This is a genomic window from Inquilinus sp. Marseille-Q2685, from assembly GCF_916619195.1.
In the GTDB taxonomy this organism is placed as follows: domain Bacteria; phylum Pseudomonadota; class Alphaproteobacteria; order DSM-16000; family Inquilinaceae; genus Inquilinus.
In genome coordinates, this window is record NZ_CAKAKL010000007.1 from 234,653 (window position 1) to 253,104 (window position 18,452).

General features: G+C 67.7%; 19 protein-coding genes. 14 read left to right on the top strand and 5 right to left on the bottom strand.

Annotated elements, in window-relative coordinates; genetic code table 11:
- The first annotated feature begins 87 nt into the window (after positions 1-87).
- The 5 genes from pcaQ to LG391_RS26945 all read left to right on the top strand — a co-directional run bounded on the left by pcaQ (position 88) and on the right by LG391_RS26945 (position 5,365).
- Entirely contained in the window at positions 88-1,029 is a 942-nt protein-coding gene (gene pcaQ, locus LG391_RS26925) for a pca operon transcription factor PcaQ (RefSeq protein ID WP_225771138.1), read from the top strand.
- Positions 1,030-1,093: 64 nt separating this feature from the next.
- Entirely contained in the window at positions 1,094-2,494 is a 1,401-nt protein-coding gene (locus LG391_RS26930; protein ID WP_225771139.1) for a selenium-binding family protein, read from the top strand.
- Between the two features lie 3 nt (positions 2,495-2,497).
- Positions 2,498-3,151, top strand: coding sequence for a hypothetical protein (locus LG391_RS26935; protein WP_225771140.1), 654 nt, complete (start codon positions 2,498-2,500; stop codon positions 3,149-3,151).
- A 204-nt stretch (positions 3,152-3,355) separates the two neighbouring features.
- Complete coding sequence (locus LG391_RS26940; protein WP_225771141.1) at positions 3,356-4,624, top strand: multidrug effflux MFS transporter; 1,269 nt, start codon at positions 3,356-3,358, stop codon at positions 4,622-4,624.
- 66 nt (positions 4,625-4,690) lie between these two features.
- The gene (locus LG391_RS26945) at positions 4,691-5,365 is read left to right on the top strand and encodes an HAD family hydrolase (protein ID WP_225771142.1); all 675 of its coding nucleotides are present in this window, start codon (positions 4,691-4,693) and stop codon (positions 5,363-5,365) included.
- A 104-nt stretch (positions 5,366-5,469) separates the two neighbouring features.
- On the opposite strand, the gene LG391_RS26950 is transcribed toward LG391_RS26945, so the two are convergent.
- A complete protein-coding gene (locus tag LG391_RS26950) occupies positions 5,470-6,468 on the bottom strand; it encodes an integrase core domain-containing protein (protein WP_225765342.1) in 999 nt (332 codons plus the stop codon).
- Between the two features lie 158 nt (positions 6,469-6,626).
- On the opposite strand from LG391_RS26950, the gene LG391_RS26955 reads away from it, so the two are divergent.
- From LG391_RS26955 to LG391_RS26980, 6 genes are all read left to right on the top strand, one after another.
- Positions 6,627-7,235 carry a helix-turn-helix transcriptional regulator gene (locus LG391_RS26955; RefSeq protein ID WP_225771143.1) on the top strand — a complete coding sequence of 203 codons (609 nt, stop codon included), beginning with the start codon at positions 6,627-6,629 and terminating at the stop codon, positions 7,233-7,235.
- Positions 7,236-7,364: 129 nt separating this feature from the next.
- Positions 7,365-8,273 (top strand): metal ABC transporter substrate-binding protein, encoded by a 909-nt coding sequence (locus tag LG391_RS26960; RefSeq protein WP_225771144.1) that lies wholly within the window; start codon positions 7,365-7,367, stop codon positions 8,271-8,273.
- Entirely contained in the window at positions 8,260-9,066 is an 807-nt protein-coding gene (locus LG391_RS26965) for a metal ABC transporter ATP-binding protein (protein WP_304608566.1), read from the top strand. Before LG391_RS26960 ends, LG391_RS26965 begins: the two co-directional genes overlap by 14 nt.
- The gene (locus tag LG391_RS26970; protein ID WP_225771145.1) at positions 9,063-9,905 is read left to right on the top strand and encodes a metal ABC transporter permease; all 843 of its coding nucleotides are present in this window, start codon (positions 9,063-9,065) and stop codon (positions 9,903-9,905) included. The genes LG391_RS26965 and LG391_RS26970 overlap by 4 nt, the downstream gene beginning before the upstream one ends.
- Positions 9,906-10,113: 208 nt before the next feature.
- On the top strand, positions 10,114-10,968 hold the full coding sequence (locus tag LG391_RS26975) for a metal ABC transporter permease (protein WP_225771146.1): 855 nt from the start codon (positions 10,114-10,116) through the stop codon (positions 10,966-10,968).
- 123 nt (positions 10,969-11,091) lie between these two features.
- A complete protein-coding gene (locus LG391_RS26980; RefSeq protein WP_225771147.1) occupies positions 11,092-11,949 on the top strand; it encodes a class I SAM-dependent methyltransferase in 858 nt (285 codons plus the stop codon).
- An 11-nt stretch (positions 11,950-11,960) separates the two neighbouring features.
- On the opposite strand, the gene LG391_RS26985 is transcribed toward LG391_RS26980, so the two are convergent.
- Positions 11,961-12,356, bottom strand: a complete 396-nt coding sequence (locus LG391_RS26985; RefSeq protein WP_225771148.1) for an SgcJ/EcaC family oxidoreductase — start codon at positions 12,354-12,356, stop codon at positions 11,961-11,963.
- 151 nt (positions 12,357-12,507) lie between these two features.
- On the opposite strand from LG391_RS26985, the gene LG391_RS26990 reads away from it, so the two are divergent.
- Positions 12,508-13,455 (top strand): AEC family transporter, encoded by a 948-nt coding sequence (locus LG391_RS26990; protein WP_225771149.1) that lies wholly within the window; start codon positions 12,508-12,510, stop codon positions 13,453-13,455.
- Positions 13,456-13,505: 50 nt separating this feature from the next.
- On the opposite strand, the gene LG391_RS26995 is transcribed toward LG391_RS26990, so the two are convergent.
- Genes LG391_RS26995 through LG391_RS27005 form a run of 3 tightly spaced genes read right to left on the bottom strand, consistent with a single transcriptional unit; the run spans position 13,506 to position 15,531 of the window.
- Complete coding sequence (locus LG391_RS26995) at positions 13,506-14,033, bottom strand: hypothetical protein (RefSeq protein ID WP_225771150.1); 528 nt, start codon at positions 14,031-14,033, stop codon at positions 13,506-13,508.
- Positions 14,033-14,935: a phosphotransferase family protein gene (locus tag LG391_RS27000; protein ID WP_225771151.1), complete on the bottom strand. Its 903-nt coding sequence runs from the start codon at positions 14,933-14,935 to the stop codon at positions 14,033-14,035. The genes LG391_RS26995 and LG391_RS27000 overlap by 1 nt, the downstream gene beginning before the upstream one ends.
- Before the next feature lie 5 nt (positions 14,936-14,940).
- Entirely contained in the window at positions 14,941-15,531 is a 591-nt protein-coding gene (locus LG391_RS27005) for a hypothetical protein (RefSeq protein WP_225771152.1), read from the bottom strand.
- A gap of 481 nt (positions 15,532-16,012) precedes the next feature.
- On the opposite strand from LG391_RS27005, the gene LG391_RS27010 reads away from it, so the two are divergent.
- Together LG391_RS27010 and LG391_RS27015 are read left to right on the top strand one after the other, a co-directional pair.
- Complete coding sequence (locus tag LG391_RS27010) at positions 16,013-17,059, top strand: nucleoid-associated protein (protein WP_225771153.1); 1,047 nt, start codon at positions 16,013-16,015, stop codon at positions 17,057-17,059.
- Complete coding sequence (locus tag LG391_RS27015; RefSeq protein ID WP_225771154.1) at positions 17,025-18,449, top strand: hypothetical protein; 1,425 nt, start codon at positions 17,025-17,027, stop codon at positions 18,447-18,449. Before LG391_RS27010 ends, LG391_RS27015 begins: the two co-directional genes overlap by 35 nt.
- The last annotated feature ends 3 nt before the right edge of the window (positions 18,450-18,452 follow it).

Genomic DNA, 18,452 nt, shown 5'->3' on the forward strand with positions numbered 1-18,452 from the left:
GGTTCGCCCCGCTGTGACGCCGCACTGTGCGCGGCCCGGACGGTTATGTAAAATGAGGAATTCGCCGAGAAACATAACCGGACGATTATGGCGGACACTGCGCTGACGATCGAGCGGCGGATCAAGCTGCGCCACCTGCAATGCTTCCTCGAGGCGGTGCGGCTGCGCAGCGTGGGGGCCGCGGCCGACGCGCTGGCGATCAGCCAGCCGGCGGGGTCGAAGACCCTGCGCGAGCTGGAGGAGGCGCTGGGCGCGCCGCTGTTCGACCGCAGCCGCAAGGGCGTGGTGCTGACCCCCTTCGGCCGCACCTTCCTGCACCATGCCGGCACCAGCGTCACCGCGCTGCGTCAGGGCATCGAGAGCGTGGTGCGCGCCCGGGCGGCGGGGGAGGAGCTGCTGCGCGTCGGCGTGCTGCCGACGGTGGCGGCGCAGATGATGCCGGAAGCGCTGCAGCGGTTCCGCCGGGCCTGCCCCGGCGTGGTGGTGCGGGTGGTCGACGGGCCGAACCAGATGCTGCTGGGCCAGCTGCGGGTCGGCGGGCTGGACCTTGTGCTCGGCCGGCTGGCGGAGCCGGAGCAGATGACCGGCCTGTCCTTCGAGCACCTCTATTCCGAGCGCATCGCCTTTGCCGTGCGGCCGGGCCATCCGCTCTTGTCCCGGCCGGCGGTGGCGGTGCGCGACATCCGTGCCTATCCGGTGATCGCCCCGCCGCCGGGATCGGTGATCCAGCCGACCGTCGACCGCCTGCTGATCGCGGCGGGAGTGGAGGCGCTGCCCGACCGGATCGAGAGCGTCTCGGCCACCTTCGGCCGCTCCTATGTCCGCCGCAGCGACGCGGTCTGGATCATCTCGCGCGGCGCCGTGGCCCTGGACCTGGAGGAGGGGGTGCTGGCCGAGCTGCCGATCGACGACAGCGATTCCACCGGCCCGGTCGGGCTGACCATGCGGGCCGAGGTGCCGCCCACCGATGCCGGCCGGATCTTCATGGCCATGGTGCGCGACGCGGCGCGGGAGGTGCGCGGCGGCTGATCCCGCGCCGGCCGGGTGCGTCCTGTGATAGGCTCGGATCATTCGGCAAACAGGGAGGATTCCAATGGCCATGAGGCCCGACCCGACCTTCCACGCCTCGCCGAAGCTGGCGATGGAAGCCCCGCCCGAGGACTTCGCCTACACGCTGCTGCTCAGCCCGGATTTCTCGCAGCCCGACGCGCTGGCGGTGATCGACGTCAGGCCCGGCTCGCCCAGCTACAGCAAAGTCGTCCACACCGTGGCGATGCCGCACAAGGGCGACGAGTTCCATCATTTTGGCTGGAACGCCTGCTCCTCGGCCCTGTCGCCGCTGACCGGGCATGCCTTCCTGGAGCGGCGCTATCTGATCATCCCGGGCATCCGCTCGTCCCGGATCTATGTGGTGGACACCAGGCCGGACCCGACGCAGGCGAAGATCCACAAGGTCATCGAGCCGGAGGAGGTGTTCCGGAAGACCGGATATTCCCGGCCGCACACCGTGCATTGCGGCCCGGACGGCATCTATGTCTCGACCCTCGGCGGCGGCGGGCCGGACGGCACCGACGGCCCGCCCGGCATCTTCATCATGGATTGCGAGAGCTTCGAGGTGCTGGGCCGCTGGGAGATCGACCGCGGGCCGCAGCAGCTGCACTACGATTTCTGGTGGAACCTGCCGCGCGACTATATGGTGACCAGCGAATGGGCGCTGCCACCGCAATTCGAGAACGGCATCGTGCCGGAGGACCTGCTGGCGAACAGGTACGGCCACCGGGTGCATTTCTGGGACCTGCGGGCCCGGCGCAACGTCCAGACCATCGACCTCGGCGCGAACCACCAGATGGCGCTGGAGGTGCGGCCGGCGCATGACCCGGCGAAGGAATACGGCTTCCTCGGCGTCGTGGTCGACACCACCAACCTGGAAGGGTCGATCTGGACCTGGTGGCGCGAGGGCGGCCGGTTCCACATCGAGAAGACGGCGACGATCCAGCCCGAGCCGGCGGAGGCCGACCGGCTGCCGCCGCTGCTGAAGGGCTTCGGCGCGGTGCCGCCGCTGGTCACCGACATCGACCTGTCGCTCGACGACCGCTTCCTCTACGTCTCCTGCTGGGGCACCGGCGAGATGCGGCAATACGATGTCCGCGACCCGCGCCAGCCGAAGCTGTCCGGCTCGGTCCATATCGGCGGCATCGACCGGCGCAAGGCCCATCCGAACGGCAGGCCCTTTGCCGGCGGGCCGCAGATGGTCGAGATCAGCCGCGACGGCAGGCGGGTGTACTGGACCAACTCGCTGTACTCGACCTGGGACGACCAGTTCTATCCGGACGGCGTGCCCGGCGCCCAGGTGATGGCCCAGGCCGGACCCGATGGCGGGTTGGAGTTGGCCGAGGACTACTGGGTCGAGTTCCCGGACGGCTACCGGGCGCATCAGATCCGGCTGCAGGGCGGCGACTGCTCGACCGACAGCTTCTGCTATCCGTCGGCTTGACCGATGCCGGAGGCGGCCGGCCTGTGGCTGGCGGTGGTGGCGAGCGGCCTCTATCACGGGATCAATCCCGGGATGGGCTGGCCGCTCGCGGTCTCGGCCGGGCTGATGGAGCGCAGCCCGCGCGCCCTGCTGGCGGCGCTGGGGCCGCTGACGATCGGCCATCTGCTGGCGATGGCGGTGGTGATCCTGCCCTTCGCCCTGTTGGTGACGCTGGTGGCTTGGCAGCAGCCGATCCGGATCGGCGCCAGCCTGCTGGTGATCGGCTTCGGCGTGTTCCGCCTGGTCAACCGGCGCCATCCGCGGGCGCTGGCGCGGATCCGGCCGACGCAGCTGGGACTCTGGTCCTTCGCTGTGGCGACGGCGCATGGCGCCGGGCTGATGCTGGTGCCGATCTATCTCGGCCTGTGCCGCACAGTCGGGAACGACCAGGCGGCGGGGGCGCTGATCGGCGGCGACCTCGGCATGGGCGTGCTGGTCTCGGCCGTGCATTCCGTCGCCATGGTCGCGGCCGGCGGCGCCTTCGCCTGGCTGGTCTACAGCACACTCGGGCTGAAGGCCGTGTCGCGCAGTTGGTTCAACCTCGACGCGGCCTGGGCCACCAGCCTGATCCTGGTCGGCGGCCTGTCGCTCGTTCTCGCGCTGGACGGCGGGGTCTGACCGGCAGCTCAGACCAAATGTGAAGACCCGCCTTTCCAGCGCGCAGCAGCCCTGCACGACAAGCCCTTGCCCGGATTGCGGTCCTGGCCGAAGCTCATCCTGTTTCTCATCATCCCCGCGGGGGCGGGCAGCGCTCGACCGGCACCATCGCCCAGGCGGCATGGCGCGGGCCGGGCCGTGCCGCGTTTGAGCGAGACCGATCGGATGTCGTTCGTCAGCAGGATCGCCGCGAAGGCGCCGGGCCGCGCCATGCCCGCGCCGGGCTTCGCCGAATTCGTCGGCCTGATCGCCTTCATGATGGCGTTGATCTCGCTGTCGATCGACAACCTGCTGCCGGCCTTCGGCGCCATCCAGGCCGATCTCGGCATCGCCGACGCCAACGCGCTGCAATACGTCCTGACCGCCTACATGGCCGGCTTCGGCGTGATGCAACTGGTCTACGGCCCGGTGTCGGACGTGATCGGGCGGCGGCCGACGCTGATGATCGGGCTGACCGTCTACACCTTCGGCAGCATCCTGGCGATCGTCGCCCACGGCTTCGAATGGCTGCTGATCGCGCGGGTGGTGCAGGGCATGGGCGCCGCCGCGGCGCGCGTGCTGACCGTCACCATCGTGCGCGACCGCTATTCCGGCCGCGAGATGGCGCGGGTGATGTCGCTGACCATGATGGTCTTCATCATCGTGCCGATCTTCGCGCCGGCGGTCGGCCAGGTGTTCCTGGTGCTCGGCGGCTGGCACGCGATCTTCGTCAGCATGCTGGCGCTGGCCCTGGTGCAGATCGTCTGGTTCAACCTGCGCATGCCGGAGACGCTGCATCCCGAGCACCGCAAGCGCTTTTCCCTGCCGACCATCCTCGGCGCGGCGGGGCGCTGCGTCACCACCCGGGTGTCGATCGGCTACGCCACCGCCATGGGGCTGATGATGGGGGCGCTGATGTCCTATCTCGGCTCGTCCCAGGCGATCTTCGAGACCGATGTCTACGCCCTCGGCGCCTTCTTCCCGATGGCTTTCGGGCTGATCGCGATGGTGATGGGCTTCGCCTCCTTCCTCAACTCCCGGCTGGTGCGCCGGCTGGGCATGCGGCGGCTGTCGCACACCGGGATCCTGGGCTTCGTCGCCGTCGGCGCGCTGCAGGTGATCTTCGCCTTCGCGTTCGGCGGAAAGCCGCCGCTCTTCCTGTTCGGCGTGGTGCTGGCCGCCAACATGTTCCTGTTCAGCCTGACCGTGCCGAACTTCAACGCCATGGCGATGGAGCCCCTGGGCGACGTCGCCGGCACCGCCTCCTCGGTGTTCGGCAGCTACACCACGATCGTCAGCGCGGTGCTCGGCGCCGTCGTCGGCCAGGCCTTCGACGGCACGGTGGTGCCGCTGGCCTTCGGCTATTTCGGCCTCGGCCTGCTGGCGCTGCTGATCGTGCTGTGGACCGAGCGCGGCCGGCTGTTCGTGCCGCACCACCCGGATCCCGTCCGCTGAGGGTTTCCCTCCGCGCGGGATCGGCTACATCTGTCACCGGGCCCTGTTCCCGACGCGGAGACCGAGATGCGCCAGCAGACCTCCTTCCTGTTCGACCTCGACGGCACGCTGGTCGACAGCGTCTATCACCACGTCATGGCCTGGCGCGAGGCGCTGGAGGCCGAGGGCATCGAGCTGTCGGTCTGGCGCATCCACCGCAAGATCGGCATGAGCGGCGGGCTGTTCACCAACATGCTGCTGCGCGAGACCGGGCTGGACATCAGCGACGAGCGGGTGGAGCGGCTGCGCCGCCGCCATGCCGAAGCCTATAACCGGAACTCGGAGCAGAGCGTGCCGCTGCCCGGCGCGCGCGAGCTCCTGGCCTGGCTGACCGAGGCCGGCATCCCCTGGGCCATCGCCACCAGCGGCCGGATGGAGACGGCGCGGCCGGTGATCGAGAATCTGGGCGTCGACTTCGCCAAGGTGCCGGTGATCACCCGCGACATGGTGAAATACGCCAAGCCCGACCCCGACCTGTTCCTGGCCGCGGCGGAGAAGCTGGGCGTGCCGATCGAACGTGCCCATGTGGTCGGCGACAGCGTCTGGGACATGCTGGCGGCACAGCGGGCGCGGGCGCTGGGCATCGGCTTCCTGTCCGGCGGCTACGGCCAGGACGAGCTGGAGCGCGCCGGCGCCTACCGCGTCTTCGAGGACCCGGCCGACATGCTGCTGCATATCGACGAGGTCGGGGGCAGAAGGTAGGGGGCTCCCTCACCGTCATTGCGAGCGCAGCGAAGCAATCCAGGGCCGTTCGGCACGGCTCCTGGATTGCTTCGTCGGCTTCGCCTCCTCGCAATTGTAGAGGTTCAGGAATTCGCTGATCGGTTGGGTTGGGTTTTGGTGAGAGCGAAGGCCTTTGGGGTAAGGCCATCGAGGGCTTGGTGAGGCCTGAAGGCGTTGTAGTAGACGAGGTATTCGAACAGCTCGTTGGAGAAGTGTTCGAGGTGGTCGAAGGTGGCGCCGTCGATCAGGTCGTCGTTGAGGGTGCGCCAGAAGCGTTCGGCCTTGCCGTTGGTCTGGGGCCGGTAGGGCCTGGTGTAGCGGTGGTTGATGCCGAGCTCGAGGAGCATGGCCTCGAAGGGGTGGTCTTCGGGGTGTTGCCGGGAGGCGAACTCGGCGCCGTTGTCGGTGAGGATGTCCTTGAACTGCAGGCCGTAGTTGGCGTTGAGGGTGTTGATCATCTTCAGGGTGCGGAACATCACCGGCAGGGCCTTCTTGCTGGCGAGGATCTCGGCCCAGGCCAGGCGGGAGCAGGCGTCGATCAGGCAGACGAGGTAGGCCGGCTTGGCGGGCGGCTGCAGGAACATGTCGCGGGGCAGCTGGTGCAGGTCGACATGGCCCATCTCGCCGAGCATGGTCTTGATGATCCTGCGCTTGGTCTCGACCATGGCCTTGGTCTTGCGGTTCAGGCCATGCTGCTTGAGCCTGCGGTAGATGGTGGAGGGTGACGGCAAGGACGATACATCCTGGCGCGTCTCCCGCAAGACGGCATGGATCTCGTAGCGGTTGAGGCCGCGCTGGCGGCAGGCCAGGATCTCGGCCTCGATGCCGTCGGGGTCGCGGCGCTCGCGCCACTTCGGTCCGCGCCGCTGCGGCAGCAGATCCTGCTCCGAGCCGCTGAGCAGATAGCGGTTGTAATACTTGCGGAAGGTCTGCGAGCAGGTGCCGTGATGCCGGTAGAACTCGCCGACCCGCCGGAACGTCTGTGACGTCCCGGCCTTCACCGCCTCGTATTCCGGGATCAGGAAGCGCCACTTCTGCAGATAGTTGCGCTCGATCGTCCGGTCGTAGCTGTTGTCCCGCATCGATGCCGCCTCCTTCTCGCCGGCATCGATCAACGAATTAATGAACATGCACAGCAATGACGGTTTAGGAGGGCTCGGGGCCGCGTAAGCGATCCGTAAGTCGCTGTCGGTCAGGATTCCGTCAGCCGCAATCGGCGGCGGGACCTGGAGGCATCGACATGCTGGCATTGCTCGACGAACCGGGCCTGGAGCGGGACGACGCGCTCGGGGCTTTGGACCGGCTGGCCCATGGCGTGGCGCTGGTGGCGCCCGGCGGCCGGATCCTGTTCCTGAACGGCGCGGCGGAGGACATCGTCGACGCCCGCGACGGGCTGTCGATCGGCCCCGGCCGGGTGCTGCGGGCGGCGCGCCCGGCCGAGGACGCCGCGCTGCAGCGGCTGATCCCGCAGCCCGTGCCGGGCTGCCTCGCCGTCAGCCGGCCCTCGGGCGCGCGGCCCTATGCGGTGCAGGCGGCGCCGCTCGGCTCCGCCCTGCGGGCGGCGGATCGCCCCCCGGCGCCGGCGCTGCTGCTGATCCTCGACCCCGAAGCCGGGCCGGAGCCGCAGCCGGCGACGCTGCAGCGCCTGTATGGCCTGACTGCGGCGGAGGCGCGGGTGGCGCTCCTGACCCTGCGCGGCGCCGGGATCCGGCCGATCGCCGAGGAGCTGGCGGTCTCCGTCTCCACTGTCCGCATCCATCTGCAGCGCGTGTTCGACAAGACCGGAACGCATCGTCAGGCCGCCCTGGTGCGGCTGCTGCTCGGCGCCGGGCTGGTGGCGGGAGGATAGGACCCAAAGCCTGGGCGTCAAGAGGAAGCCCATGAGCTTCTATTAAGCTTGAATCTCAAAATTTAGCTTGAGCTACATTTGGGTCGATGCGAGCATTCCCACGCAAACACGCTGCGATGGGAGAGGCTGATGGCGAGGATTCGGGGCGCGCTGGCGGCGGCGCTGGTGCTGGCGGGCGTGTTGACGGCCGGGAGCGCCTGGGCGGACGGGGCGCGGCCGAAGCGGATCGTCACCACCTTCACCATCCTGCAGGACATGGCCCAGCAGGTGGCCGGCGACGCGGCGATCGTCGAGTCGATCACCAAGCCGGGGGCGGAGATCCACGACTACGACCCGACGCCGCTGGACGTGGTCAGGGCGCAGGACGCCGACCTGGTGCTGTGGAACGGCCTGGGCCTGGAGCGCTGGTTCGAGAAGTTCTTCCAGGGCGTCAAGGACGTGCCGAGCGTGGTGGTGACCGACGGCATCCAGCCGGTCTCGATCGTCGAAGGCCCCTACACCGACAAGCCGAACCCGCACAGCTGGATGTCGCCGGCCAATGCGGTGATCTATGTCGAGAACATCCGCAAGGCGCTGGTGGCGCTCGCCCCCGCCAACGCCGCGCCCTACGACCGCACCGCCGCCGCCTACACCGCCGAGCTGAAGGCGCTGGACGCGCCGATCCGCGAGGCGCTGGCGAAGATCCCGGCCGATCAGCGCATGCTGGTCAGCTGCGAGGGCGCCTTCTCCTACCTCGCCCGCGACTACGGGCTGAAGGAGGGCTATCTCTGGGCCGTCAACGCCGACGAGGAGGGCACGCCGCAGCAGATCCGCAAGGTGATCGACACGGTGCGCCGGGGCCATGTGCCGGTGGTGTTCTGCGAGAGCACGGTCAACGACAAGGCGATGCAGCAGGTGGCGCAGGAGACCGGCGCCCGCTTCGGCGGCACGCTGTATGTCGACAGCCTGACCACCGAGGACGGGCCGGCGCCGAGCTATCTCGCCATGCTGCGCTACAACGCGAAGCTGATCCAGGACGGCTTCAATGTCGGCAACTGACGCTCCGTCGATCGTCGTCTCCGGCGTCACCGTCCGCTACCGCGCCGGCAACACGGCGGTGAGCGACGTGTCGCTGACGCTCGACCGGCCCAGCATCTGCGGCCTGATCGGCATGAACGGCAGCGGCAAGTCGACCCTGTTCAAGGCGATCATGGGTTTCGTCATGCCGGTCGCCGGCTCGGTCGCGATCTGCGGCCGGCCGGTGGCCTGGGCGCAGAAGGCCAACATCGTCGCCTATGTGCCGCAGACCGAGGAGGTGGACTGGAGCTTCCCGGTCTCGGTCCGCGACGTGGTGATGATGGGCCGGCAGGGCCGGATGGGCCTCCTGCGCATCCCGTCGGCCGCCGACCGGCAGGCGGTGGCGGCCAGCCTGGAGCGGGTGGGGATGCAGGATTTCGCCGGCCGGCAGATCGGCGAGCTGTCCGGCGGTCAGCGCAAGCGGGTGTTCCTGGCCCGGGCGCTGGCGCAGGAGGCGCGGATCATCCTGCTGGACGAGCCCTTCACCGGCGTTGACGTCAAGACCGAACGGGCGATCACCGGCATCCTGACCGGGCTGCGCGAGGCCGGCCACCTGATCCTGGTGTCGACCCACAACCTGGCGAGCGTGCCGGAATTCTGCGACCAGGCGGCGCTGATCCACCGCAGCCTCGTCGCTTTCGGCCCGGTCGACGAGGTCTTCACGCCGGACAACCTGGCCCGCACCTTCGGCGGCGCGCTGCACCAGCTGCCTTTCGGCCTGGCCGGGCTGAGCGCGGATGGCGCCGAGCCCCGGCTGCGGGCGGCGGCGGGATGACCGGGCTGCTCGACCTGCTGGCCGAGCCCTTCGGCTACCAGTTCATGGTCAAGGCGATCCTCGGCGGCGGCGCGGTCGGGGCGGTCTGCGCCGTGCTGTCCTGCTTCGTCACGCTGAAGGGCTGGTCGCTGCTGGGCGACGCGCTGTCCCACGCCGTGGTGCCGGGCGTCGCCATCGCCTACCTCGCCGGCGCGCCCTTCCTGCTGGGCGCCGTGCTGTCCGGCCTGTTCGCGGTGCTGGGCATCGGCGCGATCGAGCGCGCCACCAGGCTGCGCGGCGACGCGGTGATCGGCGTCGTCTTCACCGCGTTCTTCGCCCTCGGCCTGCTGCTGATCTCGCTGTTTCCCAGCAACCTGCGCCTGACCACGATCCTGTTCGGCAACCTGCTGGGCATCGCCGATGCCGATCTGTGGCAGCTCTTCGCCGTCGGCGCCGGCTGCCTGCTGATCGTCGCGGTCAAGTGGAAGGACCTGCTGCTCTATTGTTTCGATGCCCAGCATGCCCGCGCCATCGGCCTGCCGACCGGGCGGCTGCACCTGCTGCTGCTCGGCCTCTTGTCGCTGACGGCGGTGGCGGCGTTGCAGGCGGTCGGGGCGCTGCTGGTCGTGGCCATGCTGATCACCCCCGGCGCCACCGCCCATCTGCTGACCGACCGCTTCCCGCGCATGCTGGTCCTGGCCGCGGCGATGGGGGCGGTGACGGCGATGGCCGGCGCCTATGCCAGCTACTTCCTCGACGGGTCGACCGGCGGGCTGATCGTGCTGGCCCAGACCGCCCTGTTCCTCCTGGCGCTGGCCCTGGCGCCGAAGCACGGGCTGCTGCGGAGGGCGAGGGCGTGAGGCACCTCTCAGATCTGCTCACCGGCTCGGTCAGTTCCCCCTCACCCTCCCGTCGCCTTCGGCGCCGGGCCCCTCCCTCTCCCCGAGGAGAGGGGATCGGGACGGTCGCCATACACCTCTCCTTGGGGAGAGGTCGAAATCGCGCAGCGATTTCGGGTGAGGGGGCGGCTCCGGCCTATCCGCGGTCGGCCACCGGTGGAGGCACGCCGTGACCTCCCTCCTGTCCCTGATCGAGGCCGCGGCCGAGCCGCTGCGGCACGGCTTCATGGTCCAGGCGATGCTGATCGCCGCCTTCGTCGGCACGGTCTGCGCCGCCCTGTCCTGCTTCGTCGTGCTGAAGGGCTGGGCCCTGGTCGGCGACGCCGTCTCGCACGCCGTGCTGCCCGGCATCATCCTGGCCTATGTCGCGGGGCTGCCGATGTCGCTCGGCGCTGTCGCCAGCGGCATGGCCTGCGTGCTGTCGGCCGGGGCGATCGAGGCGCGCTGCCGGGTCAAGAGCGACGCCGTGCTCGGCATCACCTTCACCGGGTTCCTGGCGCTCGGCATGGTGCTGCTGGTGGAGACGCCGAGCGACATCCATTTCATGCATGTGCTGTTCGGCAACCTGCTGGGCATCGAGCCGGCGGACAGGATCCAGACGCTCGTGGTCGGGTCGGTCACGCTCGTCGCCGTTCTGCTGCTGCGGAAGGACCTGATCCTGTTCTGCTTCGATCCCGGCCAGGCCCGGGTGACCGGGATCTCGCCGCGGCGGCTGGAGCTGATCCTGCTGCTGCTGGTCGCCGCCACCATCGTCGCGGCGCTGCAGGCCGTGGGCGTGGTGCTGGTGATGGCGATGCTGGTGACGCCGGGCTGCATCGGCCTCTTGCTGGCCGACCGCTTCGGCCAGGTGATGGCGGCGGCGATCGGCTCCGCGGTGCTGTCGAGCGTGCTCGGCACCCTGCTCAGCTTCTGGCTCGACGGCGCCACCGGCCCGACCATCGTCGTGGTCCAGGCTCTGCTGTTCGCGCTGGCCTTCCTGTTCGCGCCGAAGAAGGGGCTGCTGCGGCAGCGCGCGGCCGCCTGACCGTCGGCCGGATGTGCCCCGGGTAACCGCCGCCGGCGTCCGACTTCACCATACTGGGTCCATTCGGCCGACCGCGTTTCTTCGGACCGGTCCGGCCGCAACCTCTGGTGAGGGCGGACAGAGATGCCAGACGACGTTCCTTATATCCTCGGCCATTCCGGCGCCGAACTGCGCCGCCTGATGCTGCAGGCGTCGATCCTGCAGCCGATCACGAGGCGCCTGCTGCTGCAGGCCGGGCTGAAGCCGGGCATGCGCGTGCTCGACATCGGCTGCGGCACCGGCGACGTGTCGCTGCTGGCGGCGGAGCTGGCCGGCCCGTCCGGCGCGGTGGTCGGCATCGACCGCAGCGCCGAGGCCGTGACCACCGCCCGCGCCCGGGCCGAGGCGCTGGGCCTGCGCAACGTCGCCTTTCGCGAGACGGAGGCGGAGGCCTTCGACGATCCTGTACCCTTCGACCTGGCGGTCGGCCGCTACGTGCTGATCCACCAGGCCGATCCGGCGGCGCTGGTGCGGGCCGCAGGGGCCTGCGTGCGGCCGGGCGGCACCGTCGCCTTCCACGAGATCGTGCTGCACGGGGAAAGCCAGACGCGGCCGGCGGTGCCGCTGGTGACCCAGGTCTGGGACGGGGTGATGGCGGCCTTCGCCTCGGTGCTGCCGCACCGGGATGTCGCCAGCCGGCTGGTCGAGCATTTCCACCGGGCGGGGCTGGGGCAGCCGTCCCTGTTCTGCGAGACCCCGGTCGGCGGCGGCCCGGATTCGCCGATCTACGCCTGGTTCGCGCAGACCCTGAGCAGCGTGCGGCCGCAGCTCGCGCGGATCGGCGCGCCCGTGCCGGGCGACATCGACACGCTGGAAGACCGCCTGCGCGAGGCGGTGACGGCCGCGCACGCCCAGGTGGTGGCCCCGGCGCAGTTCTGCGCCTGGGCGCGGGTGCCCGGGGCGCACGAGGGCGGCCGGGACCGGTTCAGCGACCACGAATGAGGGGCCGGATCTCACGCCGTGCGTGTGTTGTGCGAGGCGGAGATCCGCCACCCGTCCGCGAGGCTGAGCACCATGGTCACCAGGCCGGCGCGGTCCTCGGCCGGCGCCCCGGGCGTCTCCCGGAACTTGGACCAGCGCCAGGCGGCATGCGCCACCGCGATCGCCGGGGTCACGCTGCGGATGCGCAGCGGCTCGACCCGGTAGGCGCCGAACTGCCCGCGGATGAAAGGGTCGACCGCTTGGTGACCGGCGAGGATCTCGCCCCGCCCCTTCCACCACAGGCCGCGCCAGGTGACGAAGTCGGCGTCCTCGGTGAACAACTCCGCCCAGCCCGGCATGTCGCCGGCCTGCCAGCGGGCCTGGTAGCGCTCGAACAGCGCCTCGGGGGTCGGTGCGGCGTCGGGCATCTTCTCCTCCTGTCGGCGTCGGTGCGGCCTGGACAAGGACTGCCGCAGCGCAGGGCGCTTCGCAACGGGATCCGTGCACGTCCCATGGACGCCGCCCGGTGCGCTATGCTTCGCCATGCGCGGGCCGCGCCCGATGGGGGAGCAAGCCGAGATGGACGTCGCCAACCTGGTCCTTCCCGTGTTCGCGATCATCGTCACCGGCTGGCTGGCCGGCTGGTCCGGCTATGTCTCGCGGTCGCTGGCCGACGGGCTGGTGCATTTCGCCTACAACGTCGCGATGCCGGCGCTGCTGATCGTCACCATCGCGCAGGAGCCGGCGCGCAACCTGCTGGAATGGCGCTTCCTGCTGGCCTTCGGCGGCGGCTCCACCCTGTGCTTCGCGCTGGTGTTCCTGGCCGTCCGGTCCGCGTGGGGGCGGGGCCTCGCCAGCAGCACGATCCACGGCATGGCCGCGGCGATGACCAACACCGGCTTCGTGGCGCTGCCGATCCTGCATTCGATCTACGGCCAGCCGGCCGTGCTGCCCGCCGCCATCGCCACCGTGTTCGTGGCGGGGGTGATGTTCCCCGTGGCGGTCATCCTGCTGGAAAGCGACGGCCATGGCGGGCCGGGGCGCCCGGTCCGCCCGGCCGCGCTGGCGCGGCAGATCCTGCTCAACCCGATGGTGCTCTCCACCCTGATCGGCCTGGCCTGGGCGGTCGCGGGCCTGCCGATCCCCGCGCCGGTCGCGGCCTATCTCGGCATCTTCGCGGCGGCGCTGACGCCCTGCGCGCTGTTCGCCATCGGGCTCGGCCTGTCGGCCGCGGGGCTGCGCTCGACCCTCCGCGCGTCCCTGCTGCTCGCGGTTGTGAAGCTGGCGGTCATGCCGCTGGTCGTCTACGGCCTGTGCCTGGCGACGGGCCTCGACCCGCTCTACACCATCGCCGCCGTGGTCTGCGCCGCCGTGCCGACGGCGAAGACGGTCTACATCCTGGCCGGCGAGTACAAGGTGGAGGAGCCGCTGGTCGCCGCCACCGTCTCGATCACGACGCTGCTGTCGGTGCCGACGCTGCTGATCTGGCTTTATGCCCTGTCCGGAGCGGTGGCACGGACGGGCTGAACGGATCGGACCATCCGCCGATCGCTGCCAGCGCCATCTGTCCGTGCAGCTCAGTCGTCGCCGGATATGGTGACGCTAACCCGCGATCCGACCTGGGAGAAGGAGATCTCGGCCGCATCTCGTTTCCAATAGGCCGTCGTTCCGAAGTCATGCTTGTCGAGCGTGTCCGGGGCGCCGAGGCGTTCCGACAGGGCGTCCAGAAACCCGTCAGGGCTGCCCGTCGAATAAGAGCACGCCCTGTGCCCGTTGGGCCCTCGCGCGATCCAGAACGACAGCGTGTCGTCGCCGTCCTTCTCTCCCCGCCGCCATGCCAGCACCTGCACCGAGCCGCCGTTGTAGGCGACGAAGCTGCTGCGCCAGTCCTCGAGCTGTGCGTCTGTCATGCGCTGCCAGCCAAGGCGGTCGCCTCTCGCCGCGGCTTCCGGGATCGTCGAGGATCCGCAGACATCGAACAGCTGCGCGGCCGTCAGCGCCGGCATCGCCGCGGCCGGCCCGGCGGCCAGGAGGATGCCTAAGACGGCAGCGGCTGCGATGTTCGCGCGCATCCTGCGTCCATGGTCCAGTGATGCCTTCTTCACTACCCCCATCCACCCGCCGCCAGCGCCCGCCCGGTGAACGCCCGGTGCCGCTCCCGCAGGCTGCGCTCTTCCGCCGGCTCCAGGCCCCAGCCGGGCAGGCCGGCGATCGGGCGCAGCGCCGCCCACAGCTCCCAGAGGGGAAGGGCTGTCGTGTCGGCTCCGGTCAGGGCGAGATAGTGGCGGGTGAGGGCGGCCATGGCGTCCTCGCCATGGGCGAGGAACAGCTCCAGCCGGGCATTGGCCAGGTCGGCCAGCGGGTCGCCGGCGGCCGCGTCCTCCCAGTCCACCACCGCCTGCAGCCGGCCGCCGCGCCACAGCAGGTTGCCGGGCCAGACGTCGCCGTGCAGCAGCACCGGCGGGTTGCGGCGGGGCGGGGGCCAGGCCGCGGCCAAAGCGGCGCGCAGGCGGGATTCGGCCAGGGTCTCGTCCGGCTCGGGCCGGGGCCGGGCGATCAGCGCCGCCGCCTGCTCCTCCTGAAGCGGCAGGAACGGCAGGGCCGGCACGCGGTGGATCGCGGCCAGCGCCTCGGCGATCTGGCGCATATGATCGTCGAGGTCGGCCGGCACGTCCTCCGTGTCGCCGTCGACGAAGCCCTGCAGCAGGAAGGGCGTCGGCAGGATGGTGCCGCTGGTGTCCAGGTGCAGCGGCCGGGGTGCGGGCACGCCGGCGGCCTGCAGCACCTGCAGCAGGCGAAACTCGTGCGCCGCGATGTCCGGGTCGCGCGCCAGGTCGGCGGCGCCGTGGCGGCGCAGCACCAGGGTCTCGGCCCGCCCGTCCGGATGCGCGACCTCCAGCGCCGTCACCTCGGCCGAGACGCCGCCGGCCAGCGGCCGGGCGGCCAGCAGGCGAGCACCTGGATAGAGGCGCTGGACCAGCCGCGCCAGGGCACCGGGATCCTTCATCCCGACTACCGGCCCAGCGCGATGGCCGAGCCGGTGAAGGGCACGACCAGGGTGAAGCCCTGCGGCGCCGGCTGGACCGGCGCGCCGGCGGCGGTGCCGAACTGGGTGACGCCGCGGCCGAGATGCTCGGCGACGTCGTGGCGGCCGCCGGCGAAGTCGAAGGGCGTGCTCTCGACCAGAAGGGCGGAGAACACGTTGGTGCCGACCAGCGCCGCCGCCGTAGTGCCGTCGGGGGCGGTGACGGTGGTGCCGACCACCAGGCTGGCGCGTCGGAAGGTGGCGATGCATTCGCCCACGGCGAAGGAGGCCGGGTCGTCGAAGCTCCCTTCCGGCCGGCGCTGCAGGTACAGCGAGAACTCGCCGACCGGATCGACCCCGAGCCGCAGCGCGCCGTTGTCGACGCCATGCGCCTGGAACGGTTTGGCGGCGAAGGTGAAGTGGGCGGTGGTCTCACCACGCTTGCCGAGGAACAGCGGCACGTCGAGGAAGGGCAGGTGCAGAAAATAGCCGTAATCCGCCACCCGCCCGTCCGGCTCGGCCTGGTAGAAGCGGCCGGTGACGTACCAGGCGAGCTCGGCGGGGAGGAGGGCGGGCATCGGCGGTCCTTCCGGGGCTGATCGAAGGCGTGCGCTGGGGCGAGGGCACGGTATGATGCCGGAACCGGTGCCAGGATTCGATGCCCGGATGCGCGATTGATCCGGGATCCCCTGGGTGGACTATGCCGAAACGGATCGTGCATTGGGCCCTGCTCGACCGCGGCGTCCAACTCCGGCGCTCAACCTCGACGTGGCCTCCGCCGCGACGGTGGCACGATCTGTCTACCCAACATCGCCGCCTGGGCTGATTGCTGCGGCAGGGCCAAGGTGGGCGACCAGGGAGCGGTGGAGACGTTCCGGCCGCTGACGGGCTCACAGGCACGATGGCTCTGGCAACCGGTTTGCAGGGCGAATAGCCCATGCTTCGCGCGGACGAAGCTTGACTCGCAGCTTTGGAACATATAGAGAACATTCTGGCTCTGGTTTACTAAGTCCACCCTGCTGGTTAGGCTGTGATCTTTAATCAGGCAGGGGAAACAAAGTGTCTCTTATTTCGGTAGAACAGTTAGATAAAATCGTTATAGAGAGGATGATATTTCATGTTGTTGGTCCGGAAGATGCGAATTTAGTGTTGTTAGAGGAGATTGATCCAGGAAGTCATGCGAGTTTCTTCCTTGATAGGATTCGATCTTCTTGCAATGGAATCATGTTTGATTTTCTTTCAGCATCACCGGTTCTAGCATCTCTCAGGCGTGTTGAAAGTGACTCTAGTCGATTTTCATCAGAGACAAAGGATTTGGCCGCGCTGTTCAACGGGCTGCACAGTGGAGCAGCAAGTGTTGGTGTATTTTTGGTATTCATGTTGCTTGTTGACGGGAATCGATTTTATGCAATAATTAAATACGATCACGAAGAAGTTTTGTCGTATACTATACAGGAAGAAGAAGATGTTCGACGTGCATTGATTGCAGCACTTCAGAGTACCTTTGTTCGCTCTCCTGACGCTTTGCAGAAAGCGGCGATCATACGGCTTACTGATGTAGGCGGCGAACTTTCTATCCGCGATCGGGTGTCTCCAGGAAAGGTCACTAAGTATTTCCAAGGATTTTTAGGCGTGAGACGCCGTTTTCAACCGGATCAGCTCACTAGTTCACTTTCTGAAATTGCTAAGAAGACAGCTCGGAGGCATGCAGCAGACCTCGGTTCTGCAGTAATGGGGCAGCTTAACCGGCGTGTTTATGATGCAATTCAGGCGCAGCCCGGATTCGATCCTGCCAACCGTGAACCGTTCCTTGCGGCGGTGTTTGGTCCACTTCCTGAAGACTCACCGATCCGCAAGACCTTTGATAGGGAGTTGCGGAACTCGCGCATTGAGAACGAAGTATTTGAATTCGACAAGGCTGCTGTGCCGCGTCCTCGTCGTAAGCATTTAGTTACAGATGAGGGTATCGAGGTTATATACGACCGTCAGTATGACGATCGTATTCGTCGTGAGCCTAACGTCGGTGGGGGAGAACGCATTGTGATCGAGACCGGAGGGGTCAGGGTCGAAGATGACTACGCCGAACCGCGTACGCGCCTTCGTTAATCAACTTGCTGAGAATGGTTCGCTCGACGAGCGTCTTGATCGAGTTGATGTACGTGGCTTGGCCGGTGCTTCTCTGATCGCGGAGCTACGTGAAGTCGCGCGCCTATGGCAAGATGGCGGATTTGGCAGCTTTGAGGCGTTAGATGCGCTCGGTGATGATCTGGACTTGGCGACGCTCAGCGAGGTCGAAGGTGAGCTGCGATTGATCATCACAAAGCGATCGACTGATACTACGTCTTACTTTCTAACGCCTCAGGGAGTTCGTCATCTTCTAATAGATGCGGGGCGAGTAGCAAAGACAAGGCGTGTACTTGTTGCCGAGGCCTTCGACGCCTTTCAGACAGTTTCCTGTTCGTTTGAGCCATGGATAACCATGGTTGAGGACATAACGGAACCATGTCGTCTTCAGGGCGTAGTGCCGCGACGTATCGTACGAGACCAACTTGCGCAGGTTCCGCTCTCGATTGGGCCAATCCTACTTGATTCCGCGCCGGCTCAAGCTAGTACAGTTTTCGAAGTCTGGAGGGCCGTTGCGGCTCCCCAACTCCTTACCACGCTTTGTGATGAGATATGGTCGGTTGATGGCGTTACGACGATAGCCCTGTCTGGTCCGAGACGTCGGCGTCTTATTGCTGACTTCGATGCCGTCTTGCCCGAGCGCGATCTTGGCCCGGCTATGGAAGCTGCCTCTTGGATCTATGACAGCGGTCGTGATGTAGAGACTCGCCACACTCTCTTTACATACGAGCTTGCGCGTGAATGGCCAGCAGACACTCCGTTTGCGCTTGGATTTGCTGCGCGGGTACCCGATGCTCTGGAGGCCGCAAAATCCGCATTTCGTATGCATGTTCGTGAGGCTAGCAAGGAAACGCTAAAATCCTTGCAGGATTTGCGGAAGAGCCTGTCGGAAGATGTTGCCCGGATGGTCACCCAAACCCGCGAGCTCGTGGCAACAACTTGGCGGGATTTTCTCGTCGTGGTAGCTGCGTTGTTGGGAAGGATGGCGCTAGTCAGCTCTTCAAAATCTTCTGAGTTAGATGCTGCTGAATGGTTGCTCATAGGCACTGCCATTTATCTTACTTTCAGCATTATCATCACGATCGCATCTAATGCTAGCTTCATGCGCCTCGCAAGAGAGTCTCGCGCGGAATGGAAGACTAAGCTTTATGGGTTTCTTGATGAAAAGGACTTCAAGAAACTAGCTGCTGATCCGTTAGATAAAGCAGAGCGCATTTACCGTCGAGCACGCAACGTTGCTTGTTGCGCTTATGTTATTTTGATTGTCGGTCTTATTGTGATGGCGATTGTTTCGGGAATTGGGGCTGGTAGAGCGGAGGCCAGCGAGGAGGATGTGCCGTTTCTGCTAGCGCACGCACCGACTTCCGAGTAGTCC

Bases quoted from the DNA above. Each gene is read 5' to 3' on its own strand.
- pcaQ (WP_225771138.1), top strand. From the start codon at position 88: ATGGCGGACACTGCGCTGACGATCGAGCGGCGGATCAAGCTGCGCCAC.
- LG391_RS26940 (WP_225771141.1), top strand. From the start codon at position 3,356: ATGTCGTTCGTCAGCAGGATCGCCGCGAAGGCGCCGGGCCGCGCCATG.
- LG391_RS26955 (WP_225771143.1), top strand. From the start codon at position 6,627: ATGCTGGCATTGCTCGACGAACCGGGCCTGGAGCGGGACGACGCGCTC.
- LG391_RS26960 (WP_225771144.1), top strand. From the start codon at position 7,365: ATGGCGAGGATTCGGGGCGCGCTGGCGGCGGCGCTGGTGCTGGCGGGC.
- LG391_RS26980 (WP_225771147.1), top strand. From the start codon at position 11,092: ATGCCAGACGACGTTCCTTATATCCTCGGCCATTCCGGCGCCGAACTG.
- LG391_RS26930 (WP_225771139.1), top strand. From the start codon at position 1,094: ATGGCCATGAGGCCCGACCCGACCTTCCACGCCTCGCCGAAGCTGGCG.
- LG391_RS26935 (WP_225771140.1), top strand. From the start codon at position 2,498: ATGCCGGAGGCGGCCGGCCTGTGGCTGGCGGTGGTGGCGAGCGGCCTC.
- LG391_RS26965 (WP_304608566.1), top strand. From the start codon at position 8,260: ATGTCGGCAACTGACGCTCCGTCGATCGTCGTCTCCGGCGTCACCGTC.
- LG391_RS26970 (WP_225771145.1), top strand. From the start codon at position 9,063: ATGACCGGGCTGCTCGACCTGCTGGCCGAGCCCTTCGGCTACCAGTTC.
- LG391_RS26945 (WP_225771142.1), top strand. From the start codon at position 4,691: ATGCGCCAGCAGACCTCCTTCCTGTTCGACCTCGACGGCACGCTGGTC.
- LG391_RS27005 (WP_225771152.1), bottom strand. From the start codon at position 15,531: ATGCCCGCCCTCCTCCCCGCCGAGCTCGCCTGGTACGTCACCGGCCGC.
- LG391_RS27015 (WP_225771154.1), top strand. From the start codon at position 17,025: ATGACTACGCCGAACCGCGTACGCGCCTTCGTTAATCAACTTGCTGAG.
- LG391_RS27000 (WP_225771151.1), bottom strand. From the start codon at position 14,935: ATGAAGGATCCCGGTGCCCTGGCGCGGCTGGTCCAGCGCCTCTATCCA.
- LG391_RS26985 (WP_225771148.1), bottom strand. From the start codon at position 12,356: ATGCCCGACGCCGCACCGACCCCCGAGGCGCTGTTCGAGCGCTACCAG.
- LG391_RS26990 (WP_225771149.1), top strand. From the start codon at position 12,508: ATGGACGTCGCCAACCTGGTCCTTCCCGTGTTCGCGATCATCGTCACC.
- LG391_RS26950 (WP_225765342.1), bottom strand. From the start codon at position 6,468: ATGCGGGACAACAGCTACGACCGGACGATCGAGCGCAACTATCTGCAG.